The following is a 16,946-nucleotide window of genomic DNA, read 5'->3' on the forward strand; positions in this document are numbered from 1 at the left end:
ACAGGCGAAGGCCGCCCAGACGAAATGTCGGGGCGGCCTCCGTGGTGTGAGCGGGCTCTCAGCCCTCCTCACCCATCAGCTCCTCGGCCTTGGCCTTGAGGTCCTCCAGGCCGCCGCACATGAAGAACGCCTGCTCCGGGAAGTGGTCGAACTCCCCCTCGCTGATCCGGCGGAAGGCGTCGATGGTCTCCGAGATCGGGACCGTCGAGCCGGGGACGCCGGTGAACTGCTCGGCCGCGTACGTGTTCTGCGAGAGGAACCGCTCGATCCGGCGGGCGCGGCCGACGGTGAGCTTGTCCTCCTCGGAGAGCTCCTCGATGCCGAGGATCGCGATGATGTCCTGCAGGTCCTTGTAGCGCTGCAGGATCCGCTTCACCTCGGTGGCGACGGCGAAGTGGTCCTCGCCGACGAACTCCGGGGCGAGGATCCGGGACGAGGACGCCAGCGGGTCCACCGCCGGGTAGATGCCCTTGTCGGAGATCGACCGCTCCAGGTTGGTGGTCGCGTCGAGGTGGGCGAACGTGGTGGCCGGCGCCGGGTCGGTGTAGTCGTCGGCGGGCACGTAGATCGCCTGCATCGAGGTGATGGCCTGACCCCGGACGGAGGTGATCCGCTCCTGGAGCTCGCCCATCTCGTCGGCCAGGGTCGGCTGGTAACCCACGGCGCTCGGCATGCGGCCGAGCAGCGTGGAGACCTCGGAACCGGCCTGGGTGAAGCGGAAGATGTTGTCGATGAAGAGCAGCACCTCCTGCTTCTTCACGTCGCGGAAGTATTCCGCCATGGTGAGCGCGGAGAGCGCCACCCGCAGCCGGGTGCCCGGCGGCTCGTCCATCTGGCCGTAGACGAGCGCGGTCTTGTCGATGACGCCGGACTCGGTCATCTCGGCGATGAGGTCGTTGCCCTCGCGGGTGCGCTCACCCACGCCGGCGAAGACCGAGGTGCCACCGAAGTTCCGTGCCACCCGGGTGATCATCTCCTGGATGAGCACCGTCTTGCCCACGCCCGCGCCGCCGAACAGGCCGATCTTGCCGCCCTTGACGTACGGGGCGAGCAGGTCGATGACCTTGATGCCGGTCTCCAGCATCTCGGTCTTCGGCTCCAGGTCCGCGAAGGCCGGGGCCTTGCGGTGGATGCCCCACCGGTCGTCGGCGTTGATGGTCTCGCCCTCGGTGAGGTTGAGGCACTCGCCGATCGCGTTGAACACGTGGCCCTTCACCGCGTCGCCCACCGGCACGCTGATCGGCGCGCCGGTGTCCCGGACGTCGGCGCCACGGACCAGGCCGTCGGTCGGCTGCATCGAGATGGCGCGGACCAGGTTGTCCCCCAGGTGCTGGGCGACCTCCAGGGTCAGCGTCTTCTCACCGCCGGAGAGCGTCACGTCGACGTGCAGGGCGTTGAACAGCTCCGGCATGGCGTCGCGCGGGAACTCGGCGTCGACGACCGGGCCGATGACCCGGACCACGCGACCCGTGGCCGTCTTGGTCTCCACTGCGGATACAGTCATCACACTTCACTTCCCGACGCGGCCAGCGCGTTCGCGCCGCCGACGATCTCACTGATCTCCTGGGTGATCCCGGCCTGACGGGCCGAGTTCATCTCGCGCGTGTACTTCTCGATCATCTCTTCGGCGTTGTCGGTGGCGCTCTTCATCGCCCGCCGACGCGCGGCCGACTCACTCGCCGCCGACTCCAGCAACGCCGCGTAGATCCGCGTGTTGATGTACTTCGGCAGCAGCGCGTCGAGCAGCGACTCCGGCTCCGGCTCGAACTCGTACGCCGGCAGCAGACCCTCGGACCGCGGCCGGTCCTCGACCTCCATCGGCCCGATGATCCGGGTGACCGGGTTCTGCGTCATCAGGGACTTGAACTCGGTGTAGACGATGTGCAGCTCGTCCACCCCGAGGATCCCGTCCGCGCCGGCGTGACCGTCCGTGTCGTCCGCGCCGGCGGTGAACGCCTTGATCAGCGTGTCACCGACCTCGCGGGCGTCGTCGAACGACGGCTGCTCGGAGAAGCCCGTCCAGCTGCCGGCGATCTCCCGGCTGCGGAACCGGTAGTACGCCACGCCCTTGCGGCCGATGACGTAGAGCACCGGCTCCTTGCCGTCGGCCCGCAGCCGGGCGATCAGCGACTCGGCGGTCCGGATCGCGTTCGAGCTGTACCCGCCGGCCAGGCCGCGGTCGGCGGTGACCAGCAGGACGCCCGCCCGCCGCACCCGCTCACGCGAGGTGAGCAGCGGGTGGTCGATCCGCGCGTTCGAGGCCAGCGCCGTCAGCACGCCGGTGATCGCCTCGGCGTACGGCAGCGACGCCGCCACCTTGGCCTGGGCCTTGGCGATGCGGCTCGTCGCGACGAGCTCCATCGCCTTGGTGATCTTCTTCATCCCCTTGGCGGAGCGGATCCGCTGCCGGAGAACGCGTACCTGGGCGGCCATCGGATCAGCTCTCGGCCGGGCGGTCGGTGTTGCCGTCGCGGAAGCGCGTCACCGTCTCGCGGCTCTGCTCGCCCTCAAGCGCCTCGGCCGGGGCCTCGTTGATCCGGACCTCGTCCTCCTTGCCCAGGAAGACCTGCTTGAACTCGGCGATGGCCGAGTCCAGCGAGGACGTGATGTCGTCGCCCCACTTGTTGTCCGCGATCGAGGCCAGCACGCCCTCGTGCTTGTGCCGCAGGTACTGGAGGAACTCCGACTCGAAGCGGCGGACCTCGCCGACCGGGACGTCGTCGAGCTTGCCCTCGGTGCCGGCCCACACGGAGACGACCTGCTCGTTCACCGGGTACGGCGAGTAGTTCGGCTGCTTGAGCAGCTCGACCAGCCGGGCGCCCCGGTTGAGCTGGTTCTGCGAGGCCCGGTCCAGGTCGGAGGCGAAGGCGGCGAACGCCTCCAGCTCACGGAACTGGGCGAGGTTCAGCCGCAGCGAGCCGGCGACCTTCTTCATCGGCTTCACCTGCGCGGCGCCACCGACCCGGGAGACCGAGGTGCCGACGTTGATCGCCGGCCGGACGCCCTGGTTGAACAGGTCGGTCTCGAGGAAGATCTGACCGTCGGTGATCGAGATGACGTTGGTCGGGATGAACGCCGAGATGTCGTTCGCCTTGGTCTCGATGATCGGCAGGCCGGTCATCGAGCCGCCGCCCAGCTCGTCGGAGAGCTTCGCGCAGCGCTCCAGCAGCCGGGAGTGCAGGTAGAAGACGTCACCCGGGTACGCCTCACGGCCCGGCGGGCGGCGCAGCAGCAGCGACACGGCCCGGTACGCCTCGGCCTGCTTGCTCAGGTCGTCGAAGACGATCAGGACGTGCTTGCCGCCGTACATCCAGTGCTGCCCGATGGACGAGCCGGTGTAGGGCGCGAGGTACTTGAAGCCGGCCGGGTCGGAGGCCGGGGAGGCGACGATGGTGGTGTATTCCATCGCGCCGGCCTCCTCAAGCGTCCCCTTGATGGAGGCGATGGTGGAGGCCTTCTGGCCGATCGCGACGTAGATGCAGCGGACCTGCTTCGTCGGGTCGCCGGAGCGCCAGTTGTCCCGCTGGTTGAGGATGGCGTCGAGCGCGACCGTGGTCTTGCCGGTCTTCCGGTCGCCGATGATCAGCTGGCGCTGGCCGCGGCCGATCGGGGTCATCGCGTCGACGGCCTTGATGCCGGTCTGCAGCGGCTCGGAGACCGACTGCCGGGCCATCACGTTCGGGGCCTGGAGCTCCAGCTCGCGGTAGCCCTCGTTGGCGATGTCGCCGATGGCGTCGATCGGCTCGCCGAGCGCGTTCACCACGCGGCCGAGGAACGCGTCCCCGACCGGCACGGAGAGCACCCGGCCGGTGCGCTTGACGCGCTGGCCCTCTTCGATTCCGCCGAAGTCACCGAGGACGACGACACCGATCTCCCGGACGTCGAGGTTCAGGGCCACGCCGAGCGTGCCGTCCTCGAACTCCAGGAGCTCGTTGGTCATGGTCGAGGGCAGACCCTCGACGTGGGCGATGCCGTCGCCGGCATCGGCGACGGTGCCGACCTCCTCACGGGAGACGTCGGCCGTGTAGGAGGAGACGTAGCGCTCCAGGGCGCCGCGGATCTCCTCCGTCGAGATGGTCAGCTCGGCCATCCTCTGCTTCCTTAAGGTTCAGGGGCCCGGGGATACCTAGTACCGACCGGTCCGATGGCGTCGAATCAGGGCTGCTAAGACGCTGGTCAGCGCTTTGCGAGCGCGTTGCGGGTCTCGTTGAGGCGGCGCAGGACGGTGCCGTCGTACAGGTCGGAACCGACCCGTACGCGCACCCCGCCGAGCACGTCGGGGTCGACCGTCTGCTTGACGGACACCTCCCGACCGTACATCTCGGTGAGGCGGGCACCGAGGCGTCGCTCCTCCTCGTCGGTGAGCGGAGCCGCCACGGTCACGTACGCGACCTGGCGGTCCCGCCGGTCGGCGGCCAGCTCGACCAGCCGGGTGAGCGCACCGGTGAAGGAGCGTCCCCCGAAGCCGGCGAGCGCGGCCTCGACGAGGCGGACGGTGACCGGGCGGGCCTTGCCGTCGAGCAACTGGCCGGTGAGGCCGGCCCGCCGTTCGGCCGGGGCCATCGGGTCGGAGAGCGTGTTCGACAGCTCGGCGGAGCCGGAGACGACCTGCCCGAAGCGGAACAGCTCGTCCTCGACCTCGCCCAGCTCACCGGCCGAGTCGGCGCTCGCCAGGAGCGCCTCCACGCCGAGCCGCTCGACGCCGTCGAGCAACTCCGACGGGGCCGACCAGCGGCCGGAGACAAGCGACGCGAGCAGGTCGAGCGCGTCCGCGCCGACCTTGCCGCTCAGGATCCCGGTGAGCAGCGCGGACCGGTCCGCCCCCGAGCGCGCCGGGTCGGAGAGCGCCCGGCGCAGCCGCGGCTCGCGCCGCAGCAGGTCGGCGACGGAGAGGATGTCGTCGGCGGTGGAGGCCACCGCCGACGGCTCCGCGCCGCGGACGTACGCGTCGAGGCGCTCGACCCCGGCGGAGTACGACTCCCGGCTGGCGGCCTGCATCAGCGGGCCCCCGTGCTCTCGAGACCGTTCAGGAACCGGTCGACGGTGCCCTTGCGACGCGCCTCGTCGGCGAGCGACTCACCGACGATCTTGCTGGCCAGGTCCACCGCGATGGTGCCCATCTCGGTGCGCAGCTCGCGCACGATGGTGGCCCGCTCGGCCTGGAGCTGCTCCTTGCCGGCGGCGATGACCCGGTCGGACTCCTCGCGTGCCTTGGCGAGGATGTCCTGGCGGATGCCCTCGGCGTCGGCCCGCGCGTCGTCCCGGATCCGGGCGGCGTCGGTACGCGCCTCGGCGAGCTGGGCCCGATATTGCTCGAGCAGCTGGTTGGCCTCGGCCTGCGCGGCCTCGGCGCGCTTGATGCCGCCCTCGATCGCGTCGACCCGGGCCTGGAACGTCTGCTCCATGCGCGGGAAGACGAACTTCATCAGCACGATGCAGAGCACGATGAAGGCGATCCCGCCGACCACGATCTCCTGCCAGACAGGGATGATCGGGTTGTGGGTCGTCTCACCACCCTCAGCGGCGAGGAAGAACATGGAAGACCTCCCGGTCATCAGGGATTGGGTCAGCCGGCCCAGATGAAGCCGAAGGCGATGCCCAGCAGTGCCAGCGCCTCGATGACGGCGAAGCCGATCCAGACGTAGGGGAGGGTCATCCGGGACGACTCCGGCTGGCGGGCGGTCGACTGGATGTAGGCCGAGAAGACCAGGCCCACGCCGATGCCCGGGCCGATGGCGGCCAGGCCGTAACCGATGGCAGCGGTGCTGCCCGTTACCTCGGCAAGGATGCTCATTACGGTTCCTCCTGGTTATCACACGTGACGGTCACGCGGGACGACAACGGTTGGTGCGAAAGATCGGATCAGTGCTCGTCGGCGAGGGCGCCCTGCACGTAGCTGGCGGTCAGCACCGTGAAGACGTACGCCTGCAGACAGATCACCAGGAACTCGAGGAAGGTCAGCGCGATCGTCATCACCCAGGACAGCACCGACACCGGCGCGAGCCAGACGTTGGCGCTGATCATCGCGAATCCGCCGAGCGTGAAGACCAGCAGGAGCATGTGGCCGGCGAACATGTTGGCGAAGAGACGGACCGCGAGCGAGAACGGCCGGACCAGGAAGGTCGAGAAGAACTCGATCGGGATCAGCAACGGCAGGATGTACCACGGCGCCGGCGGGACCAGAGAGTTCTTGAAGTACTTCGCGAAGCCGTGGTGCCGGATGCCGACGTAGTTGAACATCACGTAGCTGATCACGGCGAGGAAGGCCGGGAACGCGATGTGCGAGTTCGGCGAGATCTGGAAGAACGGCACGATCGCGAAGAAGTTCGTCAGCAGGATGAAGCAGAAGAGCGTGGTGAAGTAGGGAGCGAACCGCACCCCCGCGTGCCCGATCATGTCCACCGCGATGTTGTTGCGCACGAAGCCGTAGATCGACTCGGCGAACCACTGCTTCTTGGTGGGGACCAGCTGCGGGTTCCGGTAGCTGACCAGGAAGAAAATGATCAAGATGCCGACGGCGACCCACACCATCGCCGTGATCTTGGTGAACCAGTACGAGTTCTCCGCACCCCAGGGCAGGATGCTGGGCAGGTAGAAGTCCCCCACCTTCGGCGGGAATTCCGCCTGGCCCTGAGCCAGGACGTTCGCCTGTCCGAACACCGCGTCCCTTCCTAAGTAGGCGTGCCCAGCCGGCGGACGACCAGGATGATGCCCCCGGCCATGCCGAGCACGACCCCGATGCCGGTGGCGACGCCGCCGGTATCGAGCCAACGGTCGACCAGCCAGCCGATGAAACCCCAGACGAGCATGCCCCCGATGAGGTATGAGAGCGCGGTCCAACCCTGACCGGCACCGGACGGAACGTCGCCCGGGCCGCCAGTGTTGGGGGGTTTCTGGTCACCGGCCATGACGGGGCGAACGATATCAGTCGAGCAGAAGAGGTTGTGCCTCACCCCCCGCACAACCTGGTTGTGTGGGACACGGGCGGGCGAAGTCGTCTGGAGGCACGGTACTCCTCCCCCGCCACTGAGAGAATGACCGATCGCGGACACGTCGGCGCGTCGCCCGAAAAATGGGACGCGTCAGCCCGCCGTCCGTCGCGCGTGGACGGTGGCCAGCCACCAGATGTGCGCCCCGGTCCACACCACCACGCCCGCCGCGATGCCCAGGCAGAACGGGATCAGCCCCGGCCAACCGGTCGAGGCGACGAGCACCATCACCCCGCCGAGCGCGGTCATCTTCGCGATGTAGAGGCCCAGCCCGAACGGCAGCACGAGCTGCGGATCCCGGGCGTCGGCCCAGGCCAGCACCACGGTGGTGAGCGTGTAGCTGGCCGCCGTGACGGCCACCCCGGCCGCCGCGCCGAGCGCACCGTCCGCGCCGCGCCACACCCCGCCGGCCACCGCCGCCACCGCCGCCATGACCGCCACCGCGGCCAGCAGCACGGGCAGATGGCGCAGTCGCCAGCCGCGGTCCGCGGTCGCCTCCGCCGCGCGCGCCGCCGGCTCAGCCACGGGGGTACGCCGGGAACACCGTGATCATTTGCAGCTCCCTCGCGTTCTCCACAGCGAAGGAGTCTACGGAGCCGCACACTGGAGGCCGTGAGATGCCTCGTCACCGGCGCCACCGGCTACATCGGCGGACGCCTCGCGCCCCGGCTGCTGGCCGAGGGGCACACCGTGCGCTGCCTGGCCCGCACGGCCGGGCGGCTGCGCGACGTGCCCTGGGCCGCCGACGCCGAGATCGTCGAGGGCGACCTGCGCCGGCCGGAGACGCTGCCGGCCGCGTTCGAGGGTGTGGAGGTCGCCTACTACCTGGTCCACTCGCTGGGGCAGCGCGACTTCGAGGCGGCCGACCGGGCGGCGGCGACCAACTTCGCCGAGGCGGCGCGCGCCGCGGGCGTACGCCGGATCGTCTACCTCGGTGGGCCGGAGCCGGCGGAACGGGAGGGATTGCCCTCGGCGCACCTGCGCTCCCGGGCGGAGGTGGCCCGGATCCTGCTCGACAGCGGCGTGCCGACCGCCGTGCTGCGCGCCGCGGTGATCATCGGGTCCGGCTCGGCCTCGTTCGAGATGCTGCGCCACCTGACCGAGCGGCTGCCGGCGATGGTCACCCCGCGCTGGGTACGCAACCGGATCCAGCCGATCGCGGTCCGCGACGTGCTGCGCTACCTGGCCGGCGCCGCGCACCTGCCGGCCGAGGTGAATCGCGGGTTCGACATCGCCGGCCCGGACGTGCTGACGTTTGCGCAGATGATGCAGCGCTACGCCCGGGTGGCCGGGCTGCGGCCACGGCTCATCCTGCCGGTGCGCCCGCTCACCCCCGGCCTCTCCTCGCACTGGGTCGGCCTGATCACCCCGGTGCCCAACAAGATCGCCCGGCCGCTGGTGGAGAGCCTGGTGCACGAGGCGGTCGCGCACGAACACGACATCGCCCGCTGGGTGCCCGACCCGCCGGACGGGCTGACCGGCTTCGACCAGGCGGTCGGCCTGGCGTTGGCCAAGGTGCGCGACGCCCAGGTGGAGACGCGCTGGTCGAACGCGAGCGGCCCGGACGCGCCGGCCGACCCGCTGCCGTCGGACCCGGACTGGTCCGGCGGCACCGCCTACACCGACCTGCGGGAACAGGCCGTGAGCGCGCCGCCGGCCGCGTTGTGGCGGGTCATCGAGGGCGTCGGTGGCGAGCACGGCTGGTATTCGTTCCCCCTGGCCTGGTCGGTGCGCGGGTGGCTGGACCGGCTGGTCGGCGGCGTCGGGCTGCGCCGCGGCCGGCGCGACCCGCACCGGCTCCAGGTCGGCGAGGCGCTCGACTTCTGGCGGGTCGAGGAGATCGTCCCCGGTGAGCTGCTGCGGTTGCGCGCCGAGATGCGGCTGCCCGGCCGGGCCTGGCTGGAGATGCGGGCCGAGCCGACCGACGACGGGCACAGCCGCTACGTCCAGCGCGCCGTCTTCCTCCCGCAGGGCCTGCCCGGCCATCTCTACTGGGCCTCGGTCGCCCCGTTCCACGCCGTCGTCTTCGGCGGCATGGCCCGCAACATCGCCCGCGGCGCCGAGCACCCCACCGGTTAGGCGGGGGCCCCTGTTATCGCCCAGGCGATAGGAGGGGGCCCCGCCAATCACCTCAGTTGTTGGTGCGGGGGCTGGTGCGCTGGAAGGCGACGGACTCGCTCGGCGGGACGAAGTCCCGGACCGGCTGGTCGCGCAGCGCCCAGGCGAGGATGCGGCCCACGGCGGCGATCTGCCGCTTCTGCACGCCGCCGCCGACCGCGTCCCGCGGGTCGTCCGGGTTCGCCGCGATTGTCGCCACGGCGAGCTGCGGGGTGAACGCGACCACGGTCTCCGTGGCGTTCCGCTCCGAGCTGCCGGTCTTGCCGGCCAACGGCCGGCGCAGGCCCGGCGCCAGTTCCTCGGCCGTGCCGCCGGCGCACCGCCGGTACATCGACTGGTCGCCCACCGGGCAGCGGCTGGCGTCGGCCGCCGCGCGGGCCACCTCGGTGTCCAGCACCTGCCGGCAGTCGGTGTCGCCGGTGGCCACCCGCCGGCCGCTCGCGTCGGTGATCGAGGTCACCGGGGTCGGCCGGCACCAGATGCCCTCGGCGGCCACCGCGGCGTACGCGTTGGCCAGGTCCAACGGCGTGGTGGCGGAGACCCCGAGGGTGAACGGCCCCCAGCTCGCCGCTCCGTCGCGGGCCATCCGGGCGTCCTGCGGCGCGCGGAACTCGATACCGAGCCGCTCGGCCATCTCGACCACCCGGTCCGCGCCGACCCGCTCGGTCAGCCAGGCGAAGTAGGTGTTCACCGAACGGCCGAACGCGTCCCACATGTCCCGGTCGCCGTCCATCCAGGCCGTGTTCGCGTTCGCCGGGCACCACCGGCCCCCGCAACTGGCCGGGCCGCCGTCGATCGGGTACTTGGTGACGTAGACCCGGGGCGCGTCGAACTCGGTGTCCAGCGGCAGCCCGGCCTCCAGCGCGGCCAGCAGGGCGAACAGCTTGAACGTGGAGCCGGCCTGGTAGCCGACGATGTCACCACCCCCGGCCACGAGTTGGTTCACCGTGTTCGGGTAGTTCTGCTGCCCGGCCGGGTTCGCGGCGGTGCCGAAGCCGCGGTTCACCGCCATGGCCAGCACCCGGCCGGTGCCCGGCTGCACCACCGCCGTCGGGGCGGCCCGCTGGGTCGTCTCCGGATAGATCTCCCGCACCTGCTCGCTCGCCTTGGCCTGCACGTCCGGGTCGAGCGAGGAGACGATCGACCAGCCGCCCCGGCGCAGCGTGCGCTGCCGCTCGTCCGCGGTCTGCCCGAACGCCGGCTGAGCGTTCCACCACTTGGTGAACCAGTCGCAGAAGAAGCCCCAGTCGTTGTGGCCGGCAGGCACCGCGGCGCAGTCGTTCGGGGTGGCGCTCGCGTTCAGAGCCAGCGGTGAGCCCTTGGCCGCCGCCGCGTCCGCGGCGCTCACCCGGCCGGTCTCCGCCATCCGGTCCAGCACGTACGCCCGGCGGTCCAGCGCCGCGTCGGCGTCGCCGTTGATCGGGTCGTCGTGGTCCGGCGCCCGCACCAGGCCGGCGAGCAGGGCGGCCTGAGCCAGCGTCAGCCGGTCCGGGGTGGTGGAGAAGTAACGCTTGCTGGCGGCTGCGATGCCGTACGCGCCGGCGCCGAAGTACGCGATGTTCAGGTAGCGCCCGAGGATCTCGTCCTTGCCGACCTGCCGTTCCAGCGTCAGCGCGTACCGCATCTCGCGGATCTTGCGGCCGGCGGTGATCTCGGTGGCCGCGGCCCGCTCCCGCTCGGTCAGCCGGGGATCACCGGCGAGCGCGTTGCGCACGTACTGCATGGTCAGCGTGGAGGCGCCCTGCCGGGTGCCCTCCTTGCGGTTGGCCGTCAACGCCCGCACCACGCCCCGCACGTCGACGCCGTGGTGCTCGTAGAAACGCACGTCCTCGGCGGCCACGATGGCGTCCCGCATCACCGGCGCCACCTCGCCGACCGGCACGTCCACCCGGTCCTCGACGTAGAACGAGGTGATGAGCGTGTGGCCGTCGTTGGCGTAGAGGTTGGAGCGCTGCGCCGGCTGCGGCGCCCGCAGCGCCTCCGGCAACTCGGTGTACGGCATCAGGTTCTGCACGCCCAGCCCGAAGACCAGCGCGGCCGGCAGCGCGGCGGCGGCCAGGGCCAGTCCGGCGAGCACGCCGGCGAGCAGGACGGTGAACAGCTTGTCGAGATGGGCCCGGTTCATCAGCTCTCCCCGCAGGAGCCGGCCGTACGGACCCGTTCAGAATGGCCGGATTCGCCGTTTTCGCCGCCGTGTTCGGCGAAAGGCGCAGGAAGTTCGCGAGAAAGGATGAATTCTCGGGCCCGTCAGGGCAGCAGCGCGGCGGCCAGCGGCTGGACCGTCTCCTCGATCTCGTCGGCCACCCGGCTGAAACACTGATCGCCCCGGCCCCACGGATCGTCGAGATCATCGGTGGGCAGGGCGGCGCCCTCCCGGGCCGCGTCTGCCGCCGCCACGAGCGCGACGCCCCGGGCGTGCACGGCGTCCGGCGTGGGCGCCGCCGACGGCAGCGCGGACCGGTCCAGCGCACCCAGCAGCCGGCCGAACTCACCGAGCACGAACGTGCGTCCGGCCGCGTCCGGCCGCAGCGCCACCACGTACTCCTGCTGGTCGGCCGTCGCGGTGAGGACCAGATCGGCGCCGTCGATCAGGTCCGAGCGCAACCGGCGCGCGGCGAACCCGGCGACGTCACCACCCCGCGCGATCACCTGCCGCGCGGCCGGCGGGTTCATCTCCTCACCGGCGTGCCACCCGCCGGTGCCGGCGCTGTGGCTGTGCACGAGCGCGTCCGAGTCGGCCGGATCGACGTCGAGCCGGGCCAGCCGCTCCCGGACGGCGAGCAGCAGCAGCCGCTCGGCCATCGGCGACCGGCAGATGTTGCCCATGCAGACGTGCAGAACGGTGAACGGCGGCACTCAGGCCCCCCGCTCGTCGAGAATGTCCGGCACCACGTCACGCAGCTTCGCCAGCGTGACCGCGCCCTGGCGCAGCACCCGCGGCACCTCGCCGGTCAGGTCGACGATGGTGCTTGGCACCGGGTCGACCGCCGGCCCCGCCTCCAGGTAGGCCCGCACGCCGTAGCCGAGCTGGTCCCGGGCCTCCTCGGCGGTGAGCGCGGCGGGCTGGCCGATCTTGTTGGCCGAGGCCACCGCCATCGGCCCGGTCTCCCGCAGCACCTCGAGCGCGACCGGGTGCAACGGCATCCGCACCGCCACCGTGCCGCTGGTGTCGCCCAGGTCCCACGCCAGGCTCGGCGAATGCTCCACCACGATGGTCAACGCGCCCGGCCAGAACGCCTCGACCAGGTCACGTGCCGCGCCCGGCAGCGAGAAGACCAGGCCGTCGAGGGTGTGCCGGGAGCCGATCAGCACCGGGGGCGCCTGCCGTGTGCCACCCTTGGTGTCCGCCAGGGCCTTCACCGCGTACGGGGTGAAGGCGTCCGCCCCGACGCCGTAGACCGTGTCGGTCGGCAGGACGACGAGTTCGCCGTTCTTGACGGCCTCGATGGCAGCGGCGATGCCGCGGTCCCGGTCGGCGGGCGACCGACAGTCGTAGAGCATCACGAGGAGTCAGTCTGCCACGCCGCGCCCCCGTCGGCGTGGGTGCCGTCCGCCCGCCGGGACGCGGTCGCCCACCGGGGCCGCCCGGCGAGGTCCCGGTGCTCCGCCACGCGCTCGTACCGGCCGTCTCGGTCCAGCAGGGCCGGCACCGCCGCCGCGTGCGTGTCGTCGTGCTCCACCCCGATCAGCCCACCCGGGCGCAGCAGCGCCGCCGCCCGGGCCACCACCGGCCGGATCACGTCCAGACCGTCCGCGCCGCCGAACACCGCCTCGTCCGGGTCGTGCCCGGCCACCTCCGGCGGCACCGCCACCGACCGCGGCACGTACGGCGGGTTGCAGAGCAGCACGTCGACCCGGCCGGCCAGGTCGGCCAGCAGCTCCGGGCCGGTGACGTCGGCGGCCACCACCTCGACCGGCCGGTCCCCCGCGGCCACCCGCCCGGCGGCGTTGCGCCGCAGCCAGGCCAGCGCGGCCGGGGACCGTTCCACGGCCACCACCCGCGCCGACGGCACCTCCTGCGCGACCGCGAGCGCGATCGCACCGGAGCCGCTGCACAAATCGACCACGAGCGGCGCGGCGAGCCGCCGGGCCGCGTCGATCCCCCAGCCGGCCAGCAGCTCGGTCTCCGGCCGCGGCACGAACACCCCCGGGCCGACCGCCAGCTCCAGGTGCCGGAAGCCGGCCACGCCGGTGAGGTGCTGCAACGGCTCCCGGGCCGCCCGCCGGTCGACCAGCGCGTCCAGGCGGTCGCGCTGGGTCGCGGTGAACCCGTCGGCCAGCGCCAGCCGCCCGCGCGGCACCTCCAACACGTACGCGGCCAACTGCTCGGCCTCCGCCCGGGGCGCCTCGACACCGGCCGCGGCAAGCGCCCGGGCCACCCGGGCGACGACCAGCGAGACCCGTTCGCGTTCTGTCCCTTCGGACGGGTGTTGCGGGAGTGTGCTCACGCAATAATCATGAGGCGTCGCGGTTCGCCACACGAACGGGTGCGTCCGGGCGCACACGGCAGGGAGGTCGCGAGTGGGCTGGCTCGACCAGGTCGAGGACCAGGTTGACGCCCTCCGAAGCGCGCGGGCGTTGCAGGAGGTCAGCCGTTCCGCTGAGGCATGCGTCCTGCTCGACCGCGTGATCCGCACCACCGACGACCCGTACGCCCGCGCCGACGCCCTCGTGCAGCGCCTGTCCGCGCTGCTCAATCTCGGGCGGACCGCCGAGTTCACCCGGGCCGTCGAGGACGCCTCCGCCGCCGTACGTGACCTGGCCGAGCCCTACCTGCACGGGCACCTCAACGCGCTGGCCGCGCTCGCCGCCCACCACCAGGGCGCGCTCGACAGGTGTGTCACGCACCTGGTCCGGGCCGCCCGCGCGCTGAGCGCCGACGACACCCCCGACCGGGACACCGCCTGGGGCTGGCACGACCTGGCGATGGCCTACTCCTACCTCAGCTTCCACGGCCACGCGCTCGGCGCGATCGAACGGGCCCGCGAGGTCGGGCTCAGCGCGGGCATCCCGGAGGAGACATTCGCCGCGCCGGGCATCCGGCTGCGCAACGCGGTGGCCCTGGACCACAACGGCGACAGCGACGGCTGCCTGCGGGTGCTGCGCGACGTGGCCGGCGACCTGGCCCGGTTCCTGCGCGGCGGGCGGGCCGGCAACCTGCGCCCCAGCAGCCTGGCCGCCTACGGGTACGCCGCCGCCCGGCGGGCCGCGCTCGGCGACCGGGTGGAGTCCGCCGGCGACGCCGACCCGAACCGGCTGCTCGGCCACGGCGGGGACAGCGCCCGCGCCCGCGACCTGCGCCAGCTCGGCCACGTCTGCCTGGCGGTCGCCGCCGGCCGGCCGATCGAGGCGGTCACCCGGCTGGACGCGATCCGGGTCTCCGACGAGACGCTCGGCGCCGCCGAGTCACCCCGGCTGCGCAGCATCGCGTTGGCCCGGGCCGGCGACCACGCCGGCGCGCACCACGCGGACCGGCACGCGTTCCGGCTGGCCGCGCGGCGCAGCGACCGCCTGCGGGACGTCTACATCGACGGCATCGCCGCCCGGATCGACCACGAGGAGATGCGCCGCGAGGCCGCCCGCTACGAGGGCGAGGCGCTCACCGACCCGCTCACCGGGCTGCCCAACCGACGCCGGCTGGAGCGCTACCTCGGCGCGGTGGTGTCCCGGGGCGAGCGGGTGGTGATCGGCGTCTGCGACCTCGACGGGTTCAAGGCGGTCAACACCCGTCACGGCCACCACTCGGGCGACCTGGTGCTGCAACGGGTGGCCGGCGTGATCAACCGGGTGATGCGACGGGGTGACTTCGTGTCGCGCTACGGCGGCGACGAGTTCGTCGTGGTGCTGCCGGACACCGGCATGTCGGAGGCGGTCGAGGTGGCCCGGCGGATCGAGGCGGCCGTCCGCACCGAGGACTGGGACACCCTGGTCCCGGGCACCCCGGTCGGGGTGACCATCGGCTTCGCCGAGGTCGACGGCAGCACCACGATCAGCGTCCGGGAGGCGCTCGGCGCCGCGTTCGAGCTGGCCGACCGGGAGATGCTCCGCGCCAAGGACCGCCTCCGCGCCAGCTGAGGGTGTAAGGCGGGGCCCCCGCTTAACGTTTCCGGTATAGGCGGGGCCCCCGCTTAACACCCCGCAGCGCTCAGCGGCGGGCCAGCTCGGTCTCGCCGGCCAGCCGGGCCGCCCGGTCCGCCTCGGCCAGGGCGTCGAGCACCCCGTCCAGCTCACCGGCGAGCGCCAGGTCGAGGTTGTACGCGGTGTAGCCGATCCGGTGGTCCGTGATCCGGTTCTGCGGGAAGTTGTAGGTGCGGATCCGCTCCGACCGGTCCACCGTGCGGACCTGGGCCTTGCGCGCGTCCGAGGCGGCGGCGTCGGCCTGCTCCTGGGCCGCGGCGAGCAACCGGGCGCGCAGGATCCGCATCGCCTGCTCGCGATTCTGGAGCTGAGACTTCTCGTTCTGACAGGACACCACGATGCCGGTCGGCACATGCGTGATACGGACCGCCGAGTCGGTGGTGTTCACCGACTGGCCGCCGGGGCCGGACGAGCGGAACACGTCGATCCGCAGCTCGTTCGGGTCGATCGTGACGTCCACGTCCTCCGCCTCGGGCAGCACCAGCACGCCGGCCGCGCTGGTGTGGATCCGGCCCTGCGACTCGGTGACCGGGACGCGCTGCACCCGGTGTACGCCGCCCTCCCACTTGAGCCGCGACCAGACGCCGTTGCCGCCGTCGGGCACGCCCTTCGTCTTGATCGCCAGCGAGACGTCCTTCACGCCGCCGAGGTCGGAGTCCTGGGCGTCGATCACCTCGGTGACCCAGCCCCGCCGCTCGGCGTACCTGGTGTACATCCGCAGCAGGTCACCGGCGAACAACGCCGACTCCTCGCCGCCCTCGCCGGCCTTGATCTCGACGATCACGTCCTTGGCGTCGTGCGGGTCGCGCGGGATCAGCAGCTCGGCGAGGCGCTCCTCCAACGCCGGCAGCGAGGCCGCGATGGTGTCCGCCTCGCCGGCGAACGCCGCGTCCTCGGCGGCGAGTTCGCGGGCGGCGACCAGGTCGGCCCGGGCCTGCGCCAACTCGCCGGCCGCCTTGTGCAGCGGGACCAGTTCGGCGTACCGCCGGCCGACCCGCCGGGCGGTGCCCTGGTCGGAGTGCAGGGCCGGGTCGGCGAGCCGCTTCTCCAGCTCGGCGTACTCGTCGAGGAGGGCGGCCAGGCGCTCACTGCTCATGCTGCGGATGCTCCTTCGGACGAACGACGACACCGGCGACATTCGGCGACACCGGCGACAGCCAGCGACACCGGCGGAAAACGGACGAACGCCCGTGCCCGGCCGGAGCCGGACACGGGCGTCGTCGGTGGAGCTACTTGGCCTTCTTGGCCTGAACCTTGGCGTACTTCTGCTGGAACTTCGCGACCCGACCGGCGGTGTCCAGCACGCGCTGCTTACCGGTGTAGAACGGGTGGCAGGCGCTGCAGGTCTCGACGCTGATGGCGCCGCCCTTGGCGGTGCTGCGGGTCGTGAACGTGTTGCCGCAGGAGCAACGGACCTCGGTGGTCGCGTACTCCGGGTGGATGTTGGGCTTCATGTCGCCTCGGTCCTTTCGTGGGTGGTCGCCGGGTCGCCGTCGGTGTTCCCGTCGTCGCGACGGGCTCGGGCGTGAACCGGAACCGGTGGCCGATTGACCAGTGTGCCATGGGCGTCGGCCGGCCGGCACAGCAGGTCCGCCCGCCACAACGCCCGCCCGTACTTCCGCATTCCCACCCCGTCCCCGCCCACTCCCCCACCCGCTGGCCGGTATGTGACGAGGGGCACGGCCGTCGGCCGTGCCCCTC

At 72.0% G+C, this 16,946-nt stretch carries 16 protein-coding genes and 1 pseudogene; 2 read left to right on the top strand and 15 right to left on the bottom strand.

Annotated elements, in window-relative coordinates:
• Positions 1 to 58 precede the first annotated feature (58 nt).
• The 9 genes from atpD to O7613_RS19985 all read right to left on the bottom strand — a co-directional run bounded on the left by atpD (position 59) and on the right by O7613_RS19985 (position 7,514).
• A complete protein-coding gene (gene atpD, locus O7613_RS19945) occupies positions 59 to 1,504 on the bottom strand; it encodes a F0F1 ATP synthase subunit beta (RefSeq protein WP_282289570.1) in 1,446 nt (481 codons plus the stop codon).
• The gene (locus O7613_RS19950) at positions 1,504 to 2,433 is read right to left on the bottom strand and encodes a F0F1 ATP synthase subunit gamma (protein WP_281586920.1); all 930 of its coding nucleotides are present in this window, start codon (positions 2,431 to 2,433) and stop codon (positions 1,504 to 1,506) included. The genes atpD and O7613_RS19950 overlap by 1 nt, the downstream gene beginning before the upstream one ends.
• Positions 2,434 to 2,437: 4 nt before the next feature.
• On the bottom strand, positions 2,438 to 4,090 hold the full coding sequence (gene atpA, locus O7613_RS19955) for a F0F1 ATP synthase subunit alpha (RefSeq protein ID WP_281586919.1): 1,653 nt from the start codon (positions 4,088 to 4,090) through the stop codon (positions 2,438 to 2,440).
• A gap of 86 nt (positions 4,091 to 4,176) precedes the next feature.
• Positions 4,177 to 4,998, bottom strand: a complete 822-nt coding sequence (locus O7613_RS19960; protein ID WP_281586918.1) for a F0F1 ATP synthase subunit delta — start codon at positions 4,996 to 4,998, stop codon at positions 4,177 to 4,179.
• Complete coding sequence (locus O7613_RS19965) at positions 4,998 to 5,537, bottom strand: F0F1 ATP synthase subunit B (protein WP_281590114.1); 540 nt, start codon at positions 5,535 to 5,537, stop codon at positions 4,998 to 5,000. Before O7613_RS19965 ends, O7613_RS19960 begins: the two co-directional genes overlap by 1 nt.
• Positions 5,538 to 5,566: 29 nt before the next feature.
• Positions 5,567 to 5,794 (bottom strand): F0F1 ATP synthase subunit C, encoded by a 228-nt coding sequence (locus O7613_RS19970; protein ID WP_091318740.1) that lies wholly within the window; start codon positions 5,792 to 5,794, stop codon positions 5,567 to 5,569.
• 68 nt (positions 5,795 to 5,862) lie between these two features.
• The gene (atpB, locus tag O7613_RS19975; protein ID WP_281586917.1) at positions 5,863 to 6,660 is read right to left on the bottom strand and encodes a F0F1 ATP synthase subunit A; all 798 of its coding nucleotides are present in this window, start codon (positions 6,658 to 6,660) and stop codon (positions 5,863 to 5,865) included.
• An 11-nt stretch (positions 6,661 to 6,671) separates the two neighbouring features.
• On the bottom strand, positions 6,672 to 6,908 hold the full coding sequence (locus O7613_RS19980; protein ID WP_181570036.1) for an AtpZ/AtpI family protein: 237 nt from the start codon (positions 6,906 to 6,908) through the stop codon (positions 6,672 to 6,674).
• A gap of 174 nt (positions 6,909 to 7,082) precedes the next feature.
• The gene (locus O7613_RS19985) at positions 7,083 to 7,514 is read right to left on the bottom strand and encodes a hypothetical protein (protein ID WP_281586916.1); all 432 of its coding nucleotides are present in this window, start codon (positions 7,512 to 7,514) and stop codon (positions 7,083 to 7,085) included.
• 87 nt (positions 7,515 to 7,601) lie between these two features.
• On the opposite strand from O7613_RS19985, the gene O7613_RS19990 reads away from it, so the two are divergent.
• On the top strand, positions 7,602 to 9,068 hold the full coding sequence (locus O7613_RS19990; protein ID WP_282289571.1) for an SDR family oxidoreductase: 1,467 nt from the start codon (positions 7,602 to 7,604) through the stop codon (positions 9,066 to 9,068).
• Positions 9,069 to 9,120: 52 nt separating this feature from the next.
• Here O7613_RS19990 and O7613_RS19995 read toward each other — a convergent pair whose 3' ends face one another.
• The 4 genes and pseudogenes from O7613_RS19995 to prmC form a co-directional block, all read right to left on the bottom strand.
• The gene (locus O7613_RS19995; protein ID WP_282289572.1) at positions 9,121 to 11,232 is read right to left on the bottom strand and encodes a transglycosylase domain-containing protein; all 2,112 of its coding nucleotides are present in this window, start codon (positions 11,230 to 11,232) and stop codon (positions 9,121 to 9,123) included.
• A 122-nt stretch (positions 11,233 to 11,354) separates the two neighbouring features.
• Positions 11,355 to 11,963 (bottom strand): phosphotyrosine protein phosphatase, encoded by a 609-nt coding sequence (locus O7613_RS20000; protein WP_281586913.1) that lies wholly within the window; start codon positions 11,961 to 11,963, stop codon positions 11,355 to 11,357.
• Positions 11,964 to 12,617: pseudogene (locus O7613_RS20005) on the bottom strand (L-threonylcarbamoyladenylate synthase); the annotation flags it as partial.
• Positions 12,608 to 13,555: a peptide chain release factor N(5)-glutamine methyltransferase gene (prmC, locus tag O7613_RS20010; protein ID WP_282289574.1), complete on the bottom strand. Its 948-nt coding sequence runs from the start codon at positions 13,553 to 13,555 to the stop codon at positions 12,608 to 12,610. The gene prmC and the pseudogene O7613_RS20005, both read right to left, overlap by 10 nt.
• A 73-nt stretch (positions 13,556 to 13,628) precedes the next feature.
• Here prmC and O7613_RS20015 point away from each other — a divergent pair, with 73 nt between their 5' ends.
• Positions 13,629 to 15,182 carry a GGDEF domain-containing protein gene (locus tag O7613_RS20015; RefSeq protein WP_282289575.1) on the top strand — a complete coding sequence of 518 codons (1,554 nt, stop codon included), beginning with the start codon at positions 13,629 to 13,631 and terminating at the stop codon, positions 15,180 to 15,182.
• 70 nt (positions 15,183 to 15,252) lie between these two features.
• Here the strand turns inward: O7613_RS20015 and prfA are convergent, their stop codons facing one another.
• On the bottom strand, positions 15,253 to 16,341 hold the full coding sequence (prfA, locus tag O7613_RS20020; RefSeq protein ID WP_281586910.1) for a peptide chain release factor 1: 1,089 nt from the start codon (positions 16,339 to 16,341) through the stop codon (positions 15,253 to 15,255).
• A gap of 133 nt (positions 16,342 to 16,474) precedes the next feature.
• Positions 16,475 to 16,699 (bottom strand): 50S ribosomal protein L31, encoded by a 225-nt coding sequence (gene rpmE / locus O7613_RS20025; RefSeq protein ID WP_073828674.1) that lies wholly within the window; start codon positions 16,697 to 16,699, stop codon positions 16,475 to 16,477.
• Between the last annotated feature and the right edge of the window lie 247 nt (positions 16,700 to 16,946).

It is taken from the genome of Micromonospora sp. WMMD975, from assembly GCF_029581215.1.
Taxonomy (GTDB): domain Bacteria; phylum Actinomycetota; class Actinomycetes; order Mycobacteriales; family Micromonosporaceae; genus Micromonospora.

What these genes read in the sequence shown, in the direction of transcription:
- atpD (WP_282289570.1), bottom strand. Translation starts at nt 1,504, where the DNA reads ATGACTGTATCCGCAGTGGAGACCAAGACGGCCACGGGTCGCGTGGTC.
- O7613_RS19950 (WP_281586920.1), bottom strand. Translation starts at nt 2,433, where the DNA reads ATGGCCGCCCAGGTACGCGTTCTCCGGCAGCGGATCCGCTCCGCCAAG.
- atpA (WP_281586919.1), bottom strand. Translation starts at nt 4,090, where the DNA reads ATGGCCGAGCTGACCATCTCGACGGAGGAGATCCGCGGCGCCCTGGAG.
- O7613_RS19960 (WP_281586918.1), bottom strand. Translation starts at nt 4,998, where the DNA reads ATGCAGGCCGCCAGCCGGGAGTCGTACTCCGCCGGGGTCGAGCGCCTC.
- O7613_RS19965 (WP_281590114.1), bottom strand. Translation starts at nt 5,537, where the DNA reads ATGTTCTTCCTCGCCGCTGAGGGTGGTGAGACGACCCACAACCCGATC.
- O7613_RS19970 (WP_091318740.1), bottom strand. Translation starts at nt 5,794, where the DNA reads ATGAGCATCCTTGCCGAGGTAACGGGCAGCACCGCTGCCATCGGTTAC.
- O7613_RS19980 (WP_181570036.1), bottom strand. Translation starts at nt 6,908, where the DNA reads ATGGCCGGTGACCAGAAACCCCCCAACACTGGCGGCCCGGGCGACGTT.
- O7613_RS19995 (WP_282289572.1), bottom strand. Translation starts at nt 11,232, where the DNA reads ATGAACCGGGCCCATCTCGACAAGCTGTTCACCGTCCTGCTCGCCGGC.
- prfA (WP_281586910.1), bottom strand. Translation starts at nt 16,341, where the DNA reads ATGAGCAGTGAGCGCCTGGCCGCCCTCCTCGACGAGTACGCCGAGCTG.
- rpmE (WP_073828674.1), bottom strand. Translation starts at nt 16,699, where the DNA reads ATGAAGCCCAACATCCACCCGGAGTACGCGACCACCGAGGTCCGTTGC.